The sequence below is a fragment of the Rhodococcus phenolicus genome, from assembly GCF_001646785.1.
Classification (GTDB): Bacteria; Actinomycetota; Actinomycetes; order Mycobacteriales; family Mycobacteriaceae; genus Rhodococcus; species Rhodococcus phenolicus.
Genome location: NZ_LRRH01000043.1, coordinates 45,766 through 62,086 on the forward strand (window position 1 = coordinate 45,766; position 16,321 = coordinate 62,086).

General features: G+C 69.6%; 14 protein-coding genes. 3 read left to right on the forward strand and 11 right to left on the reverse strand.

Annotated features, from left to right (window positions below; genetic code table 11):
• Positions 1–19: 19 nt before the first annotated feature.
• The 4 genes from A8G15_RS13460 to lspA all read right to left on the reverse strand — a co-directional run bounded on the left by A8G15_RS13460 (position 20) and on the right by lspA (position 2,644).
• Positions 20–385, reverse strand: a complete 366-nt coding sequence (locus A8G15_RS13460) for a hypothetical protein (RefSeq protein WP_068160028.1) — start codon at positions 383–385, stop codon at positions 20–22.
• A gap of 64 nt (positions 386–449) precedes the next feature.
• Positions 450–1,079 carry a hypothetical protein gene (locus A8G15_RS13465; protein ID WP_245687831.1) on the reverse strand — a complete coding sequence of 210 codons (630 nt, stop codon included), beginning with the start codon at positions 1,077–1,079 and terminating at the stop codon, positions 450–452.
• A gap of 39 nt (positions 1,080–1,118) precedes the next feature.
• Positions 1,119–2,027, reverse strand: a complete 909-nt coding sequence (locus A8G15_RS13470; protein ID WP_211270159.1) for an RluA family pseudouridine synthase — start codon at positions 2,025–2,027, stop codon at positions 1,119–1,121.
• A gap of 17 nt (positions 2,028–2,044) precedes the next feature.
• Complete coding sequence (lspA, locus tag A8G15_RS13475; RefSeq protein WP_068160032.1) at positions 2,045–2,644, reverse strand: signal peptidase II; 600 nt, start codon at positions 2,642–2,644, stop codon at positions 2,045–2,047.
• A 66-nt stretch (positions 2,645–2,710) separates the two neighbouring features.
• On the opposite strand from lspA, the gene A8G15_RS13480 reads away from it, so the two are divergent.
• Entirely contained in the window at positions 2,711–3,664 is a 954-nt protein-coding gene (locus A8G15_RS13480) for a hypothetical protein (RefSeq protein ID WP_068160171.1), read from the forward strand.
• Between the two features lie 92 nt (positions 3,665–3,756).
• Here A8G15_RS13480 and A8G15_RS13485 read toward each other — a convergent pair whose 3' ends face one another.
• Together A8G15_RS13485 and A8G15_RS13490 are read right to left on the reverse strand one after the other, a co-directional pair.
• Positions 3,757–4,251, reverse strand: coding sequence for a WKL family lipoprotein (locus A8G15_RS13485; protein WP_068160186.1), 495 nt, complete (start codon positions 4,249–4,251; stop codon positions 3,757–3,759).
• 135 nt (positions 4,252–4,386) lie between these two features.
• The gene (locus tag A8G15_RS13490) at positions 4,387–5,697 is read right to left on the reverse strand and encodes a DNA polymerase IV (RefSeq protein WP_068160035.1); all 1,311 of its coding nucleotides are present in this window, start codon (positions 5,695–5,697) and stop codon (positions 4,387–4,389) included.
• A 191-nt stretch (positions 5,698–5,888) separates the two neighbouring features.
• Between A8G15_RS13490 and A8G15_RS13495 the strand changes: the two genes are divergently transcribed.
• Positions 5,889–6,869, forward strand: a complete 981-nt coding sequence (locus tag A8G15_RS13495) for an ATP-binding cassette domain-containing protein (protein WP_068160037.1) — start codon at positions 5,889–5,891, stop codon at positions 6,867–6,869.
• Positions 6,866–7,696 carry an ABC transporter permease gene (locus A8G15_RS13500; protein WP_068160039.1) on the forward strand — a complete coding sequence of 277 codons (831 nt, stop codon included), beginning with the start codon at positions 6,866–6,868 and terminating at the stop codon, positions 7,694–7,696. The genes A8G15_RS13495 and A8G15_RS13500 overlap by 4 nt, the downstream gene beginning before the upstream one ends.
• Here A8G15_RS13500 and A8G15_RS13505 read toward each other — a convergent pair.
• The 5 genes from A8G15_RS13505 to A8G15_RS13525 all read right to left on the reverse strand — a co-directional run bounded on the left by A8G15_RS13505 (position 7,678) and on the right by A8G15_RS13525 (position 16,271).
• Positions 7,678–11,025 carry an AfsR/SARP family transcriptional regulator gene (locus tag A8G15_RS13505; RefSeq protein WP_068160041.1) on the reverse strand — a complete coding sequence of 1,116 codons (3,348 nt, stop codon included), beginning with the start codon at positions 11,023–11,025 and terminating at the stop codon, positions 7,678–7,680. The two genes, A8G15_RS13500 and A8G15_RS13505, sit on opposite strands and share 19 nt — an antisense overlap.
• 91 nt (positions 11,026–11,116) lie before the next feature.
• Positions 11,117–14,317, reverse strand: a complete 3,201-nt coding sequence (gene ileS, locus A8G15_RS13510) for an isoleucine--tRNA ligase (RefSeq protein ID WP_068160043.1) — start codon at positions 14,315–14,317, stop codon at positions 11,117–11,119.
• Positions 14,318–14,604: 287 nt separating this feature from the next.
• Positions 14,605–14,826, reverse strand: coding sequence for a phage holin family protein (locus tag A8G15_RS13515; protein ID WP_068160046.1), 222 nt, complete (start codon positions 14,824–14,826; stop codon positions 14,605–14,607).
• Between the two features lie 43 nt (positions 14,827–14,869).
• Positions 14,870–15,724 (reverse strand): DivIVA-like cell division protein Wag31, encoded by an 855-nt coding sequence (gene wag31 / locus A8G15_RS13520; RefSeq protein ID WP_068160048.1) that lies wholly within the window; start codon positions 15,722–15,724, stop codon positions 14,870–14,872.
• 256 nt (positions 15,725–15,980) lie between these two features.
• The gene (locus A8G15_RS13525; protein WP_068160050.1) at positions 15,981–16,271 is read right to left on the reverse strand and encodes a YggT family protein; all 291 of its coding nucleotides are present in this window, start codon (positions 16,269–16,271) and stop codon (positions 15,981–15,983) included.
• Positions 16,272–16,321: the final 50 nt, after the last annotated feature.

The following is a 16,321-nucleotide window of genomic DNA, read 5'->3' on the forward strand; positions in this document are numbered from 1 at the left end:
GCGCCGACGCGGCGGGTGGTCAGGCGTCGGGTTCTCCGTCGACGATCGTCGCATCGAGCACGCCGACGCTCACGCCGTAGGGAAGGAAGCGCACGGATCGGGTCGGATCCGTGTTGTTCTTGTGGGCGCGCAACGCGTCGAGTTCGGTGCGGTAGACCTGCTCGACCCGGGCGAGGCCGGCGGCGTCTACGGAGTACACCGCCCACACACCGTCCCCCGCGCTGCCCGTCGTCTCGGGTTCGGGAGCGCGATGCGGCGCCGATCCGCCCGGTTGTCCGAGGAATCGCACGAACTGGTCCTGCAGCTGACGGAACTGGTCGCCCGCTTCGCGAATCACGCGGTCGATGTCGTCGGGGTCGAAGCCGAACGGCCGGTCGTTGTCCATCACGGACCTCCTGACGGAGACGAGCCCGCCGGCGTGGCGGGGCCTGTCTCCAGTGTGCCGTGTCTCAGGGTTCGCCGTCGTCGGGTCCGGGAGCCACCACGTCCACCTGCTCGGGAAGCAGCGGCGACACCGCGAACCGGCCGGCCACCGCGTCGGCCGGCAGTGCCTCGACCGCACGCACCCCCGGTTCCGATCGGAGCGAGTGCAGCTGCGCGGGCGTTGCCCGCACGACGAGTCCGACGACGCACGCGCAGCCCGCCGCGAGCCGCGCCGCCGAGACCGCCGCGACCCGCGCAGCGCGATCGTCTCCGCTCGCGGGGATCTGCAACCTCGCGGCCGCGACGGCGGGCGCGCGGCGCAGCGCCTCCGGATTCTGCGGCACCGCGACCGTCACGAGCGGTGTCTGGACACGGTCGATCGGAACCCGGAACAGGAGCTGCGCGACACGCATGTCCGCTCCGGCCCCGCCGGTGAGTTCCGCGACGGCCCCGACGTCGATCGGCTCGGTGAATGACACGAGCGCCCACCGCGGGGCCTGCCTGCCGGCCGGGTCGTCGAGGCTCCCGGCGGCGCGGGTGAGGTAGTCGGCGACGAGTTCACCCGAGTCCGGCCCGAGGGCGTCGGTGCGCACCGACGCCGGTCGCACCGGCGCGCGCAGTCCCGCGAGGAGCACGGCGAGCACCAGCAGTGTCACGCACGCCCACGGCAGGACCCGGCGGATCACAACGAGTGCTCAGGCATCGCGCAGCACGGCGAGCGCATGCTCGAGGTCGGCGGGGTACTTGCTGGTGATCTCCACCCAGTGGCCCTGCGTCGGGTGCGCGAACCCGAGCGAACGCGCGTGCAGCCACTGCCGCTCGAGCCCGAGGCGGGCCGCCAGCCGCGGATCGGCTCCGTACGTCAGGTCGCCGCAGCAGGGGTGACGCAGCGCCGAGAAATGCACCCGGATCTGGTGGGTGCGGCCGGTTTCGAGGTGGATGTCGAGCAGGCTCGCCGCCTGGAACGCCTCGACCGTGTCGTAGTGCGTGATGCTGGGCTTGCCGTCCGCGGTGACCGCGAACTTCCAGTCGCTGCTGCGGTGCCGGCCGATGGGCGCGTCGATCGTCCCGCTGCTCGGGTCCGGATGCCCCTGCACGAGTGCGTGATAACGCTTCTCGATCGTGCGCTGTTTGAACGCCCGCTTGAGCACCGTGTAGGCGCGTTCCGAGGTCGCCACGACCATGACCCCGGAGGTCCCGACATCGAGGCGGTGGACGATGCCCTGGCGCTCGTGGGCGCCGGACGTCGAGATCCGGAATCCGGCGGCGGCCAGTCCGCCGATGACCGTCGGCCCCGTCCATCCGACGCTGGCGTGCGCGGCGACCCCGACCGGCTTGTCGACGGCGACGATGTCGTCGTCGGCGTACAGGATCTCCATCCCCTCGACGGGTTGCGCCTCGATGGTCAGCGGCCGCGGCGGTTCGGGCAGTTCCACCTCGAGCCACGATCCCGCGGACAGGCGGTCCGACTTACCGGCGGCCGAACCGTCGACGACGACGGCGCCTTCCTCGGCCAGCGCGGCCACCGCGGTCCGCGACAGTCCGAGCAACCTGGCCAGTCCCGCGTCGACCCTCATCCCGTCGAGCCCGTCCGGTACGGGCATCGCCCGGGTTTCTCTCACTAGCGTGCTCCCTTTTCGGTTTCCTCGGCTGCGTCCGTCTCGTCCCCTCTGCTCGCGCGGGACCCGTCCGGATCGATACCGAACACGGTGAGCGCCACGAGCAGGATCGCTCCGCACACGATCGCCGAGTCGGCGACGTTGAACACCGGCCACCATCCGACCGACACGAAATCCACGACGTGTCCCTGCAGTGGGCCGGGTGAACGGAAGATCCGATCGACAAGGTTACCGAGTGCGCCGCCGAGCACGAGGCCCAGACCCAGCGCCCACCATCCGGACTGCAACGTGCGGCCGATCTTGACGACACCGATGACGACGGCGATCGCGACGATCGTCAGCACCCAGGTCATGCCGGTCGCCATGGAGAACGCCGCACCGGGGTTGCGCACGAGTGTCAGCGTGACGGTGTCGCCGATGATCGAGATCGGATCGCGGGGATCGATGTTGGCAACGGCGAGAATCTTGGTGAGCAGGTCGAGCGCGAAGATCACGACGGCCACGGACAGCAGCGCGATCAGCCGACGTCCTGCGGGCGCCGGAGCGGCGTTCGGCTCCGATCGGTCGGGGCTCGGTTCTTCGCGTGCGGGGTCGTCGGTCACCGTGCCATCATCCCCCACACCGGCGACCGGACGGCCACCCCACCCGGCGTGGCTACCCTGGGTGGCGTGCCAGTGTTGTCCAGATTCGCGCCCACGAGGCCCCGCGCTCTCGCTGCGGTCCTGTCCCTGACTGCCGTTGTTGCCGGGTGCAGCAGTTCCCCGGACGGGGCGGCGACCGTCGTCGGTCCCACATCGACCGAGGTCACGGTGCCGGTATCGGCGGTGACGACGACCGTCCTCGACCCGGGTGCCGAACCACGCGAGGTGGTGCGCCTGACACCGGCGCCGGACACCGTCCAGCACATCGATCTGACCACCAGCTCCCAGGTCTTCCAGCAGATCGGTGATCAGCCCCGGCAGGACTTCTCGTCCCCGGAGATCACGCTGCCGCTGACCGCGACGGTCACGCGCGCGGTGTCGGATGCGGATCCCAGCACCGTCGTCGATCTGACACTCGGCGATGCCGCCTCCCCCGACGGCGCGCTGATGGCCGCGTTCGCCTCCGCGTCCGGGTCGGGTGCGGGTCTGACGATCGGGCCGAGCGGTGCCGTCAGCGCCCTGCGGCTGCGTCCGGCACCGGATGCGCCCGACGCCGCCCGCGCGGCGATCGAGCAGGCGTTCTACCAGGCGGTGTACCGGATGGTGTCGTTCCCCGACGTGCCGATCGGTGTCGGTGCGGTCTGGGAGATCCACCAGCAGGTGATGAGCGGGATCACCCTCGACCAGGTGAGCACGGCGACGCTGGTGTCGCGGGACGGCGATCGCATCACAGTCCGGGTGAGCATCGCGCAGACGCCCCGGGACTCGGCGTGGGAGCTGCCCAACGGGGCGGGTCAGCTGAGCATCGACTCGTTCACGATGGCCGGGGACGGAGTCCTCACGATCGACCCGGCACAACCGCTTCCGGTCGACGGCGATCTCACCCTGACCGGCGACCAGTCCTACAGCGACCCCGAGGGGACCACCGAGCTCGCGCAGTCCCTGACGGACCGGGTGCACTGGCAGGCCCCCCGCCCCTGAACCGCCGGGCGCGACATCGGTCGCGGAAACACGAAGGCCGGAGCGGATGTCCGCTCCGGCCCCCGGCTGTTCAGGAGATCGACGCCCCTGGGTCAGGCGCAGGCAGGCGACTGCAGCGACGCCATGGCGACGATGCCGCACGCGCTGTTCTTCGACAGCTTCCACACGCCGTCCTCGGCGACGAAGTCGACGGTGCCGGTCGCGACCTGGTCACCGATCTTGGTTTCGATGCCGGCGGTGGCGGTGCCGTTCTCGTTGTCGTTCACGTCGAGGACGGTCACCTGGGCACCGGCCTGCTTTGCAGCGGCCGCGACCTGGTCGATCAGGCCCGGGTCGGCGGCGGAACCCTCGACCAGGTCCGTCTTCTGGTCGGCGGGAACGGTCTCGTCGAACGCCTTCGCCAGCATGGCGTTGAGGTCTTCCACCGTCGGCACCGGCGGGTAGGCGGCCGTCTCGGCGGTGGTGGTCGTGGCCGTGGTGGTCTTCGCGGTCGTGGTCGTGCTGTCACCTTCGTCCGAGCTGCAGGCGGACATCGTGAGGGCGGCGGCCAGTGCCACCGTGGCAACGGTGATCTTGCGAAGCTTCAACTTGTCGTCCTTCTCGTTCTCGATCGTGCACGTGGTCGTGCTCGGGTCATCCAGCAGCGGATGCTCCACCGGGACAGCGGATCGGACGCCAGCGTACCCGGCGGCGATAAGAACCCGATGAGAGCCGTGGAAACTTCAGGCGAGGCTGGCGAGGGGGTCTGCGACGACGAGTGCCGCGTCGTCCTCGTCCAGGGTTCGGGCCGGTCCGGGACCGGTGGTGCGGGTCTCGAATCGCACCGTCACCCGCCCGTGTCCGGCGCCCTGCACCCAGCCGTGCCCGAATTCCGGGTGGCTCACGTCGGTGCCCGGATGCCATCGCGATCTCGGTTCCTCGGTGCGCTGCTGCAGTACCGGTCGCGGGCCGGACGCGTCGTCGTCGCCCTCTGCCGCGCGATCCAGTTCCGGGAACAGCGAGTCCTGCCGGATCGTCGACAGACCCGCGAAGCCGACACCGACCAGTCGGATCGGTCCTACTTCGATGGGGTCGAGGGCGAGGCGTTGCGCGGCGCCGGTCAGCGTCGGCAGGTCCTCGGTCGCGTACGGGAGTGTCGACGACCGCGTGAGAATGCTCATATCCGCTTTGCGCAGTTTGAGGACGACCGTGCGCGCCGCGCGCCCGTCCTTCCGCAACCGGGTGTGCGCGGCGACCACGCTTCCGGCCACCGCCCGGCGCAGGTCGCTCATCGTCACGATGTCGGTCGCGAAGGTGGTCTCGGCACTGACCTGTTTCGCTTCGGCGCGTTCGGCGACCGGACGGTCGTCGATCCCGTTGGCCAGCCGGTGCAGACCGGGACCGACGGTCGTACCGAGGATGGAGGCGGCCTCGGCGACCGGAAGGGCGGCGAAGTCTCCGATGGTGTCGATGCCGAGCCGGCGCAGTCTGTCCTCGGCGACCGGCCCGATTCCCCACAGTTTGCGTACCGGCAGCCCGTGCAGGAGGGCGCGTTCCTCGTCGGGTCGCACGACGAGCATCCCGTCCGGTTTCGCGAGGCCGGAGCCGATCTTGGCGATCTGCTTGCCCGAACCGGCACCGATCGAGGCCACCAGACCGGTCCGGTCCAGCACGGTCTCCCGCAGCCCGGCGCAGAAACGCTCGACATCGGCGACGCTCGCGCCGGCGAGTTCGGCGGGCTCGGCGAACGCCTCGTCCATCGACAGGGTCTCGAGGACCGGCATGCGGGATCGCAACGTCTCGAAGACCGCTTCGCTGAGCTCCCGGTACACCACGCCGCGCGGCGGAAGCACCACCGCGGACGGCCCCACCAGTCGGCGTGCCCGGCTCATCGGCATCGCCGATCGTGCCCCGTAGATCCGGGCTTCGTAGCTTGCGCCGGCCACCACGCCCCGTGCGCCGAGCCCACCGACGAGCACCGGCCGGCCCCGCAGGGTCGGCCGGGTCAACTGCTCGGCGGACGCGAAGAACGCGTCGAGGTCCAGGTGCAGCACCCAGCGCCGACTCACGGAGGTGGGCACAATTTCCAGATTAGAACGACGCACCGACGAGTCCACCGGCCGGCGCGTGCGAGCAGGTCCGGCGTGACGGTGCAAGAACGACGCAAGCGCCCTGCAAGCGCGGTCACGGAAGGTTCTCTCGGCAACTCCGACCGAACGAGGCACTACCCGAAAGGACCCCACCCATGTCGCACACGTCTCCCCCGGCCATCGAGGCGGAAGGACTCGTCAAACGCTTCGGCGACTTCACCGCCGTCGACGGTGTGAGTCTCACCGTCCCCACCGGCACCGTGTTCGGCGTGCTCGGACCCAACGGCGCCGGAAAGACCACGACCATCCGGATGCTCGCGACGCTGCTGCGCCCGAACGCCGGCAGCGCCCGCATCTTCGGGCACGACGTCGTCGAGTCGCCGACGGCCGTGCGCTCGCTGATCGGCGTCACCGGCCAGTACGCGACGGTCGACGAGGATCTCACCGCCACCGAGAACCTCATGATCTTCTGCCGGCTGCTCGGGCTGAGCCGGGCCGACGCCAGGCGCCGCACCGCCGATCTGCTCGAGGAGTTCGCGCTGACCGACGCGGCGAACAAGGCGCTCAAGTACTTCTCGGGCGGGATGCGACGGCGACTCGACCTCGCGTCCGGCCTGATCGCGCGGCCGCCGCTGTTGTTCCTCGACGAGCCGACGACCGGTCTCGACCCCCGCACCCGCGCCCAGATGTGGGACACGATCCGCGGGCTCGTCGCCGCCGGGTCGACGGTCCTGCTGACCACCCAATACCTCGACGAGGCCGACCAGCTCGCCGATCGGATCGCGGTGATCGACCACGGTCGCGTGATCGCGAACGGCACCGCCGACGAACTCAAGTCGTCCGTCGGCACGTCATCGCTGCAGTTGACCCCGGCCGCTCACGAGGATGTCGCCCGGGCGCGCACACTGCTGTCCGAGATGCTCGGCGCCGAGGTCGTGGTCGGTCCGGAAGGCACCCGGCTCACGGCGCCGCTGCCCGACACCTCGATCACCCCCGATCTGCTCATCCGCCTGCGCGAGCACGGCATCTCCGTCGACGAGATCACCGTCAGCAAACCCAGCCTCGACGAGGTGTTCCTCACACTCACCGGGCACGGCACCGACGCCGGCCCCGAAGAAGACCGGAGTGTCGCATGACCACGACCGTCACGACCGACCGCGCCGACGTCCTCTCGGTTCCGGTCCCCACCGTTCGCTCCGTCGGCCTGCGCGACACCGTGTCGCAGTCGCTGACGATGGCCTATCGCGGTCTCGTCAAGGTCAAACACAATCCCGAGCAGCTGTTCGACGTGGTGCTCCAGCCGATCATCTTCACGGTGATGTTCACCTATATCTTCGGTGGCGCCATCTCCGGAGACGTCGGGTCCTACCTGCCGATCATCATCCCCGGCATCCTGGTCCAGACCGTGATCACGGCGTCGATCGTCACCGGCACCCAGCTGCGCGAAGACATGGACAAAGGCGTGTTCGACCGCTTCAAATCCCTTCCGATCGCCCGGATCTCGCCGTTGGTGGGCGCACTGCTGTCGGATGTGGTCCGGTACGCGATCGCGACGACCATCACCTTCGGGGTGGGGTTCGCGATGGGATTCCGGCCCGAGGGCGGTGTCTTCGGTGTCCTGCTCGCGGGCCTGCTCGTGATCGTCTGTGCCTTCGCGATCAGCTGGATCTTCGCCCTGATGGGCGTTCTCATGAGGAAGGCCTCGGCCGTGCAGGGCATCTCGATGCTCGTGTTGTTTCCGCTGACCTTCATGTCCAACGCGTTCGTTCCCGCCGACACCATGCCCGGCTGGCTGCAGTCGTTCGTGAACGTCAACCCGGTCTCGCATCTGGTGACCGCCGTCCGCGAACTCGTCGGCTCGGGTCACGTCGGGATCCACGTGCTGTGGTCGCTCCTCGGTGCCGCGATCGTGGTGGCGATCTTCGCGCCACTGACCGTGCGCGCCTACATGCGGAACGCGTGATCCCGCCCGTCACGGTCCCGCCGGACCGTGACGGTGCGCGTGCGGAGCTCGTCGACGATCAGGACCTGGGCGCGACGGCGCGGGATCTCGGCGACCGCGGCGAGCGCGTCGTCGACGGGCCCGTCGCCGAGGACCTCACGCGCGCGGGCCAGGTGGGTCGCCACACGCATCGACGGGAAGTCCTGCCGCGGCGACACTCTCGTGGACAAGGCGAGCAGGCGGACACCGTCGACGGATCCGGTCGCGATGTCGTACGCGCCGATTGCGCACACGACCGCGCCGGTCTGCGGAAGATCGTGACGCCCTTCGGGACCCAGACGGGCCACCGCGCGAACGGCGAGCACACCGATCACGTCGTCGGCTTCACGAGCCCGGCCCGCGAGCACGTGGGCGTCGACGGCCGCAGCCATCACCATCAACCCCATCGGCTCCGAGTTGTCGATCTTCTCGAGGTCCGGCAAACGGAGCAGCGCCAGCGCGGACCGGTAGCCCTGCAGCCCCGCGTCGACGTCACCGGCCGCGAGGTCGATCTCGGCGCGGCTCACCGCGATCGCCACCGCTCCCTGGCGGTGACCCTCCGGTGTCGTCCGGTCGAGACGCTCGACCAGCGGCCCGGCCAGATTCAGTTCGCGGCGCGCGTCACCCACACTCCCCAGACCGGCCAGGGCAGCGGCGATCGCGCCGTGCATCGCCACCGTCTCGCTCGACGCGAACAGATCCCGCATCGGCTCCATGCCGGCCCGGAGGTGCCGCACCGCCTCCTCGTACCGAGCGGACTGGGCGGCGATGTTCCCGAGGTGCTGGTCCACCATCGACATCGTCCACTCCTCCCCCGCCGAGCGTGCGAGGACGAGCGCCGCCCTGCCGTCCACCGCGGAGCCGTACAGATCACCGTTGTTCTCCCGCACATTGGCCCGCACCATCAACGCGGCGCACCGTGACGCCGGGTCCGGGTGCCGGACCGCGGCGGCCAGTGCGCGAGCGAGTCCCCTGCCTCCCACCGGGAGCACGAACAGGGCGGCGCACAGCGCGACCACGGGATCGAGGTCCTCGCGGCGGGCGGTGCGCCGCAGGCGAACCCGGGCGAGCGCCAGGCTGCGACCGACACCGCTGAACGCCAGGGACGCGGTGAGCAGCATGTATCCCACGGCAACGCCGTTCCCCGGTGCGTCGCGCGCCTCCGGGTCGTCGGGGTCGATCGCGAGAATCCGCACCGCCAGATCGGTCACCTCCGAGTGCGTGCCGCGCAACGTCCACAGCGCACCCAGCACCGGGAACACGGTGAGCACGGTCCGGCCACGGTTCTCGGCGAGTGCGTGTCTCAGCACGGAGAGCAGGTTGTCGTGCTCGGAATCGACGGCGCGCGAGGCCTCCGTCTGGGCACCGTCGAGGAACCGGCGGATCATGTGCCGGCAGAAGCCCTCGGCCCACGCGATCGTCCTGCCGGCGACCTGCGCCTGCTCGTCCGCACCGGCAGCGGCGAGTTGTTCCTCACCGAACTCGCGCACCGTTTCGAGCATGAGATATCTCAGGCCGGACCGGCCCTCGACGACGGTGAGCATCGACTGCGCCACCAGCCCCTCGACCGCATCGGCCGCGTCGGTCACCTCACCCCACTGCGCGACGGCGACGGCCGCGTCGAGCGTGAAACCGGCCGGGAACCGGCACAGGCGGCGCAGCGCCGCCCGCTGGTCCGGTTCGAGGAGGTTCCAGCTCCAGTCGATGACGGCGTACAGGGTGCGATGCCGCTGCGGCGACGTCCTGTCCCGCGAGCGCAGCAACTCGAATCGGTCGGCGAGGCGGGAGTCGATGTCCTCCACCGACATGGTGCGCGCCCGTGCGGCGGCGAGCTCGATCGCCAGCGGCAGTCCGTCGAGGGACCGGCACAGCTGCGCGACGACCACCGGATCCAGCCGGACCGACGGCCGCACCGCCTGGGCACGCACGCGGAAGAGTTCGGTCGCCGGGGACCCGGATTCGTCGATCTCCAGCGGGGACAGCGGATAGACGGATTCGGCGGTGATCGCCATCGGTGCCCGGCTGGTGGCGAGCACCGTCAGCTGATCGCTCGCCCCCACCAGGTCGGCGACCACCTCGGCGACGTCGTCGATCAGGTGCTCGCAGTTGTCGAGGATCAACAGCGACGGACGCAGCGCGAGCGCCTCACGCAACCGGTCGCGCACGTCGTGCAGTCGCACCCGGGTCGACGCGGCCCCGGGCTTGACCTCGAACTCGCCGATTCCGAGCACGGCGGCGATCGCGGCGACCACGTCGCTGCCGTCACGAACCGACGCCAGCTCGACGAGCGCCACCTGGGTCCGCCGGGACACCCGCAGCCCGATCTCGTGGGCGATACGGGTCTTGCCGATCCCGCCCGGGCCGAGCACCGTCACGACACGCGCGGACCGCAGCAGAGCATCGAGTGCGGTCAGGTCCTCGTCTCGCCCGAGCAGGGCGTTGGGCGCGGCACGCAACCCGATCGACGGCGGAACCAGTTGTTCCGCAACGTGTTCCGGTGCGATGTGCGGCGGCGCGGGGCGAGCCGCGCCGGGCGGCGTCCCACCGCGCAGCAACGTCGTGTTCAGATCCGTCAGCCACGGCGACGGGTCGGCGCCCAGCCGGTCGGCGAGCCGGTTCCGGAGACCGGCGAACACCTCGAGCGCGTCGTTACCCCGGCCGAGCCCCGCCAGCACCAGCATCAGGTGGCCGTGCGCCTGCTCGCCGAGGGGTTCCCGGTCGACTGCCGCCCGGGCGAGCGGCAGCGCCTGTTCGAACTCACCGAGCGCCACGAGGGCGGCGAGTTCGACGGCGGCGAGTGCATCCGCGCAGGAGCGGGCCTCCGTCGCGATCTCCCGGGCCGGCTCGCCCGCGACCAGATCGGTTCCCGGCTCGCCGCGCCAGAGGGCCAGCGCCTGCCGGACGGTCGTCACCGCGCCGCGATGGTCACCGTCGGCGTGCTGCCGCTGCGCATGTCGCTCGCACGCGCGGGCCAGGGTGAGGTCGACCCCGGTACGGTCGAGGGCGAGCCGATATCCGGCGGGGCCACTCTCGAGGACGCCGTCGGGCAGCGCGGACCTCAGCCTGGAGATCTGGGTGTGCAGCGCGTTGAGCGGCGATCGCGGGGGTTCGTCACCCCACACGTCCTCGATCAACGCTGTCGCACTGCGCGTGCGGCCCGGTGTGCGCGCGAGCGCGGCCAGCAGGGTCCGGGCGCGCAGACCCGGCAGCGGGACCAGCACCCCGGCCCGCCGCGTGGCCACCTCACCCAGCAGTGACACCTCGACACCGGTGGACAGTGCTGTGGCGAGGTCCTTCGAATCCGGTTGCACCGCCGACGATCCTAACCCCGGTCGCGGGCCGGCAGCGGCACCGGCGGGCGGTGCCCCCGGCGGGCGGACACCCGCCGGGGACACTGCTCGATCACGCCTTGGCGATGGCCGCGCGGGTTCCCTCACCGAGTTCGACGGCATCGGTGCCCGCGGCGGCGAGCTCGAAGGTCGTCGCGAGCACCTCACCGGCGATCAGGTCGCGGTGCCGGGCGGCCCACTCGGCGCGGTCCGCCGGCACCTCGAACACCACCGAGATGCGGTCGGACACGTCCAGGCCGAGGTTGCGGCGGGCGTCCTGCAGTTCGCGGACCCGGTCCTTCGCCCAGCCCTCCGCCTCGAGCTCCTCGGTGACCGCCGAGTCGAGGACGACCAGTCCGCCACCGCCGGGCAGCGCAGAGGTCGACTCGGGTTCGGCGGCAACGAGCCGGCTCGTGTACTCCTCGGGGAGCAGCGCGATCCCGGCGGCGGTCACCGTGCCGTCGGCGGCTTCGGTCCAGTCGCCGGACTTCACGGCCTTGATCACCTTCTGCACGTCCTTGCCGAGCCGCGGGCCGGCGGCACGGGCATTGACGACGACCTCGAACCGGCCGTGCGCCTCGACGTCGTCGGTGAGCTCCACGTGCTTGACGTTGACCTCGTCGCCGATCAGCTCGACGAACGGCTCGAGGCTCGCCGAGCCGGGGGTCGCGACGGTCACCTTCGGCAGCGGCAGCCGGACCCGCAGGTGCTGGGCCTTGCGCAGCGACAGCACCGTCGAGCACACGACCCGCACCTCGTCCATCGCCGCGACCAGCTCGGTGTCGGCGGGGACGTCCCCGGCCATGGGCCAGTCCGCGAGGTGGACGGAGCGGCCACCGGTCAGGCCACGCCAGATCACTTCGGACGCCATCGGCAGCAACGGCGCCGCGAGGCGGGTGACGACCTCGAGGACGGTATGCAGGGTGTCGATCGCGTCGGTGTCCTCGTCCCAGAACCGGTTCCGGGAGCGGCGCACGTACCAGTTGGTCAAGGCGTCGCAGAACGTGCGCAGTTCGTCGCACGCACCGGCGATGTCGACGACGTCGAGGGCCTCGGTGACCGCGTCGCGGGTCTCGGCGAGTTTGGCCAGGATGTAGCGGTCGAGCACGTGCGGCGAATCGGTCCGCCAGGTGCCGGGCTTCGACGCGTACAGCTGCAGGAAGCTCCACGCGTTCCACAGCGGCAGCAGCGCCTGCCGCACGCCCTCGCGGATGCCCTGCTCGGTGACGACGAGGTTGCCGCCACGCAGGATCGGCGAGGACATGAGGAACCAGCGCATCGCGTCGGATCCGTCGCGTGCGAACACCTCGTTGACGTCGGGGTAGTTGCCCTTGGACTTGCTCATCTTCAGGCCGTCGTCACCGAGGACGATGCCGTGCGCGGCAACGCACTTGAACGCGGGCCGATCGAACAACGCGGTCGCGAGCACGTGCAGGGTGTAGAACCAGCCGCGGGTCTGGCCGTTGTACTCGACGATGAAATCGCCCGGGTAATGCGTCTCGAACCAGTCCTGGTTCTCGAACGGGTAGTGGACCTGCGCGAACGGCATCGAGCCCGACTCGAACCAGCAGTCGAGCACCTCGGGCACGCGCCGCATCGTCGAGCGACCGGTCGGATCGTCCGGGTTGGGTCGAGTGAGCTGGTCGATCATCGGGCGGTGCAGATCGTCCGGGCGCACCCCGAAGTCCGCCTCGAGCTCGTCGAGCGAACCGTAGACGTCGACACGCGGGTAGGCGGGATCGTCCGACACCCACACCGGGATCGGGCTGCCCCAGTAGCGGTTGCGGCTGATGTTCCAGTCGCGGGCACCTTCGAGCCACTTGCCGAACTGGCCGTCACGGATGTGCTCGGGCACCCACGTGATCTCCTGGTTCAGCTCCACCATCCGGTCACGGAACCGGGTGACGGCGACGAACCACGACGGCACCGCCATGTAGATCAGCGGCTGCCCGGACCGCCACGAGTGCGGGTACGAGTGCTCGATGGTCTCGTGCCGCAGCAGCTTGCCGGCGGCCTTGAGATCCTTGATGATCACCGGGTTCGCATCGAAGACCTGCAGGCCCTCGTACGGCGGGACCATCGCGGTGAACTTGCCACCGGGATCCAGCGGCTGCACCAGCTCGATGCCGTTGCGCTGGCAGTACTCCATGTCCTCCTCACCGAAGGCGGGAGCCATGTGCACGATGCCGGTGCCGGATTCGGTCGTGACGTAGTCCGCGGCGATCACCTGGTGCGCATTGTCGCGGCCGGTGAAGAAGTCGAACGGCGGCTCGTAGGCGAGACCGACCAGGTCGGCTCCGGTGTACTCGGCGAGCACCTCCGGCTCGTCGCCGAGCTCGCGCGCGTAGTGGCCGAGCCGGTCCTTCGCCAGCAGATACGTCTTCGGGCCGGCCTCACCGTCACCGGCAACGCGCACCGCGACGTAGGTGATGTCCGGGTGCACGGCGATCGCGAGGTTCGACGGCAGAGTCCACGGCGTGGTCGTCCAGATCAGAGCGTTGGCACCGTCGAGTTCGGTACCGGGGGCGCGCAGCACCATGTCGACGGTGACCGCCGGATCCTGACGCATCTTGTACGCGTCGTCGAGCCGGGTCTCCTGGTTCGACAGCGGCGTCTGCTCGTACCACGAGTACGGCAGGACCCGAAACCCCTGATAGATCAGGCCCTTGTCGTACAGGGACTTGAAGGCCCACATGACGGACTCCATGAAGTCCAGGTCCAGGGTCTTGTAGTCGTTGTCGAAGTCGACCCAGCGAGCCTGCCGGGTGACGTAGTCGCGCCACTCCCCCGTGTACCGCAGCACCGACTGCTTGCAGTACGCGTTGAACTCGGCGAGACCCATCGTGTCGATCTCGGACTTGTCCTTGATCCCGAGCTGCTTCTCGGCTTCGAGTTCGGCGGGCAGACCGTGACAGTCCCAGCCGAAGCGCCGGTCGACTTTCTTGCCGCGCATCGTCTGGAACCGCGGCACCACGTCCTTGACGTAGCCGGTGAGCAGGTGCCCGTAGTGCGGCAGGCCGTTCGCGAACGGCGGGCCGTCGTAGAACACGAACTCGTCGGACCCCTCGCGCTGCGCGAGCGACGCTCGGAAGGTGTCGTCCTCCGCCCAGCGGGCCAGGACGCGCTGCTCGAGGTCGGGGAAGTCCACACCCGAGTCCTTGGTGACGCCGAAGTCGACCCGCGGGTATCCGCCGGTCGTGCCGGGTCCTTCTGCGCTGGATGCAGCGTTGCCGGTCGCTGCGGAAGGATCGGTCGCGGCAGAATTCTCGGTCACTGGGGCTCCTCCGTGCCTGGACGTGCTCGGCACGGGGACGATCACCGCGCACTGTGCGCTGCGACCGCGGTACCACCCCGCTTGCGCCACCCGGTCGGGACCGGGCGGGCCACTCGTGCAGGCTGTGACGGGCCCACCCGTTCGGTTCTACTGAGTCGTTCCACCGCGGCGGAACGGCCGTTCTTCCGAAGGCTCCCCGGTGATGGCCGGATCATCGCCTCCCCGGACGCGCCGGGGTTTCGTTTCCTCCCGGTCGAACCGGGACCTGTCCATTGTAGGACGTGCCGTCAGTCGGTTCGATCACGGTCGCTGCCGGGCCGGCGCGACCGCCGCTCGGGGGGTGTGACGGGAGTGGCTCGCGAACCGGTCAGCACACTGACCAGCAGCAGCACCGCCCCCACCACACACACCACGATGCAGGCCCAGGCCCAGGCCACCGAGCCGGTCATCAACGCGACGACCAGCAGGCCGAATCCGACGGCTGCGAGAACGAGCGTCACCACGAGCATGTCGAATCCTCATCCGAGGTTCGGCGCCGGGCCCGACCCTCGATCAGTTGCTGCCCTTGGCGAACGAGGTGGACCCGAACGACGACGAGTTCGACCCGTTGAACGTGTCCTCGTCCCCGTCGACCGGAACCGCGGAGCCCCGCTGTTCGAGCTCTTCGAGCTGCGACTCCAGGTACGACTTCAGGCGCACGCGGTACTCGCGTTCGAACGTCTTGAGCCGCTCGATACGACCCTCGAGCACCGAACGCTGCTGGTTGATGGTCGCCATGATCTCAGTGTGCTTCTTCTCCGCGTCCGCCTGCAGCGCGTCGGCCTTCTCCTTGGCCTGACGCAACTGGGTCTCGGAGCGGGTCCGGGCGTCGGAGAGCATCGCGTCGGACTTCTGGCGCGCATCGGCGATCATCGCCTCGCTGCGGGTACGCGCATCCGAGACCAGCTGTTCGGAGTTGGTGCGGGCGTTGCGCACGAGCTCCTCGGCCTCGGACTTGGCGTCGCTGGTGAGGCGGTCGGCCATCTCCTGTGCGAGACCGATCACCTTGGCGGCCTGCATGCTGGAGTCGCCGGCAGGGGCAGCGGCAGCCACGGGGGCCGGAGCGGGCGCGGGCGCCGGAACCGGGGCCGGTTCCGGCTTCGGAGTCTCGACCACTCGCGCAGGTTCCGGTTTGGGGGCCTGGGCCGGTACCTGCCCGCCCGAGCGCGGGCTCTTCTTCGCGTCGGCGAGCTCCTGATCGAGCTCCGCCACCCGCTGGCGCAGGTCGGCGTTCTCCTCGATGAGGGTCGTCAGCTCCTGCTCGACGAGATCGAGGAAGGCATCGACCTCGTCCTCGTTGTAGCCACGCTTCCCGATCGGAGGCTTGCTGAACGCGACATTGTGCACATCAGCTGGTGTCAGCGGCATGGAAGGGTCCCTTCACGCATCGTGTAAGCGGTCAAGCAGCGTTCAGCGATATCCACATTCCTGCCGGAATCGACGGTCGGGTCGAAATCCGCAGTCGTGTCGATATCCGCAGTGCCGTCGATATCGACGACCCTGCCAAAATCCACAGTGCCGTCGATAACTGCATTGCGTCACGCGTATCGACCCCACTGTATCTGGCATTCCATTCTGGCACAGAGCAGCGTTCGCGCAGCCTGCGCAACACGGGTGTCGGCCCTCAGACCATGCCACCGCGCGGGATGAATGCCATCAGAAAATAGACGATGAACAGCAAGACCATGATGGACAGATCGAGCCGCACGCCTCCCAGGGAAAGCGGGGGGATGAGCCGCCGGAGCAGCTTCACGGGCGGATCGGTGACCGTGAAGATCGCCTCGAGAACCACGACGACGAATCCCGTCGGTTTCCAGTCCCGCGCGAAGGTCCGGATGAACTCGACGATGATTCGTCCGATCAACAGGAGCCAGAAAATGAAGAGCAGGAACCAGAGCACCTCGAATACGGCCACCCGCCCACTCTGCCCGACGAAGACGGATCCATCAAAACCGAAACGCCCGG

Bases quoted from the DNA above. Each gene is read 5' to 3' on its own strand.
- wag31 (WP_068160048.1), bottom strand. From the start codon at position 15,724: ATGCCGCTGACACCAGCTGATGTGCACAATGTCGCGTTCAGCAAGCCT.
- A8G15_RS13515 (WP_068160046.1), bottom strand. From the start codon at position 14,826: ATGCTCGTGGTGACGCTCGTTCTCGCAGCCGTCGGATTCGGCCTGCTG.
- A8G15_RS13500 (WP_068160039.1), top strand. From the start codon at position 6,866: ATGACCACGACCGTCACGACCGACCGCGCCGACGTCCTCTCGGTTCCG.
- A8G15_RS13495 (WP_068160037.1), top strand. From the start codon at position 5,889: ATGTCGCACACGTCTCCCCCGGCCATCGAGGCGGAAGGACTCGTCAAA.
- A8G15_RS13460 (WP_068160028.1), bottom strand. From the start codon at position 385: ATGGACAACGACCGGCCGTTCGGCTTCGACCCCGACGACATCGACCGC.
- A8G15_RS13470 (WP_211270159.1), bottom strand. From the start codon at position 2,027: ATGCCCGTACCGGACGGGCTCGACGGGATGAGGGTCGACGCGGGACTG.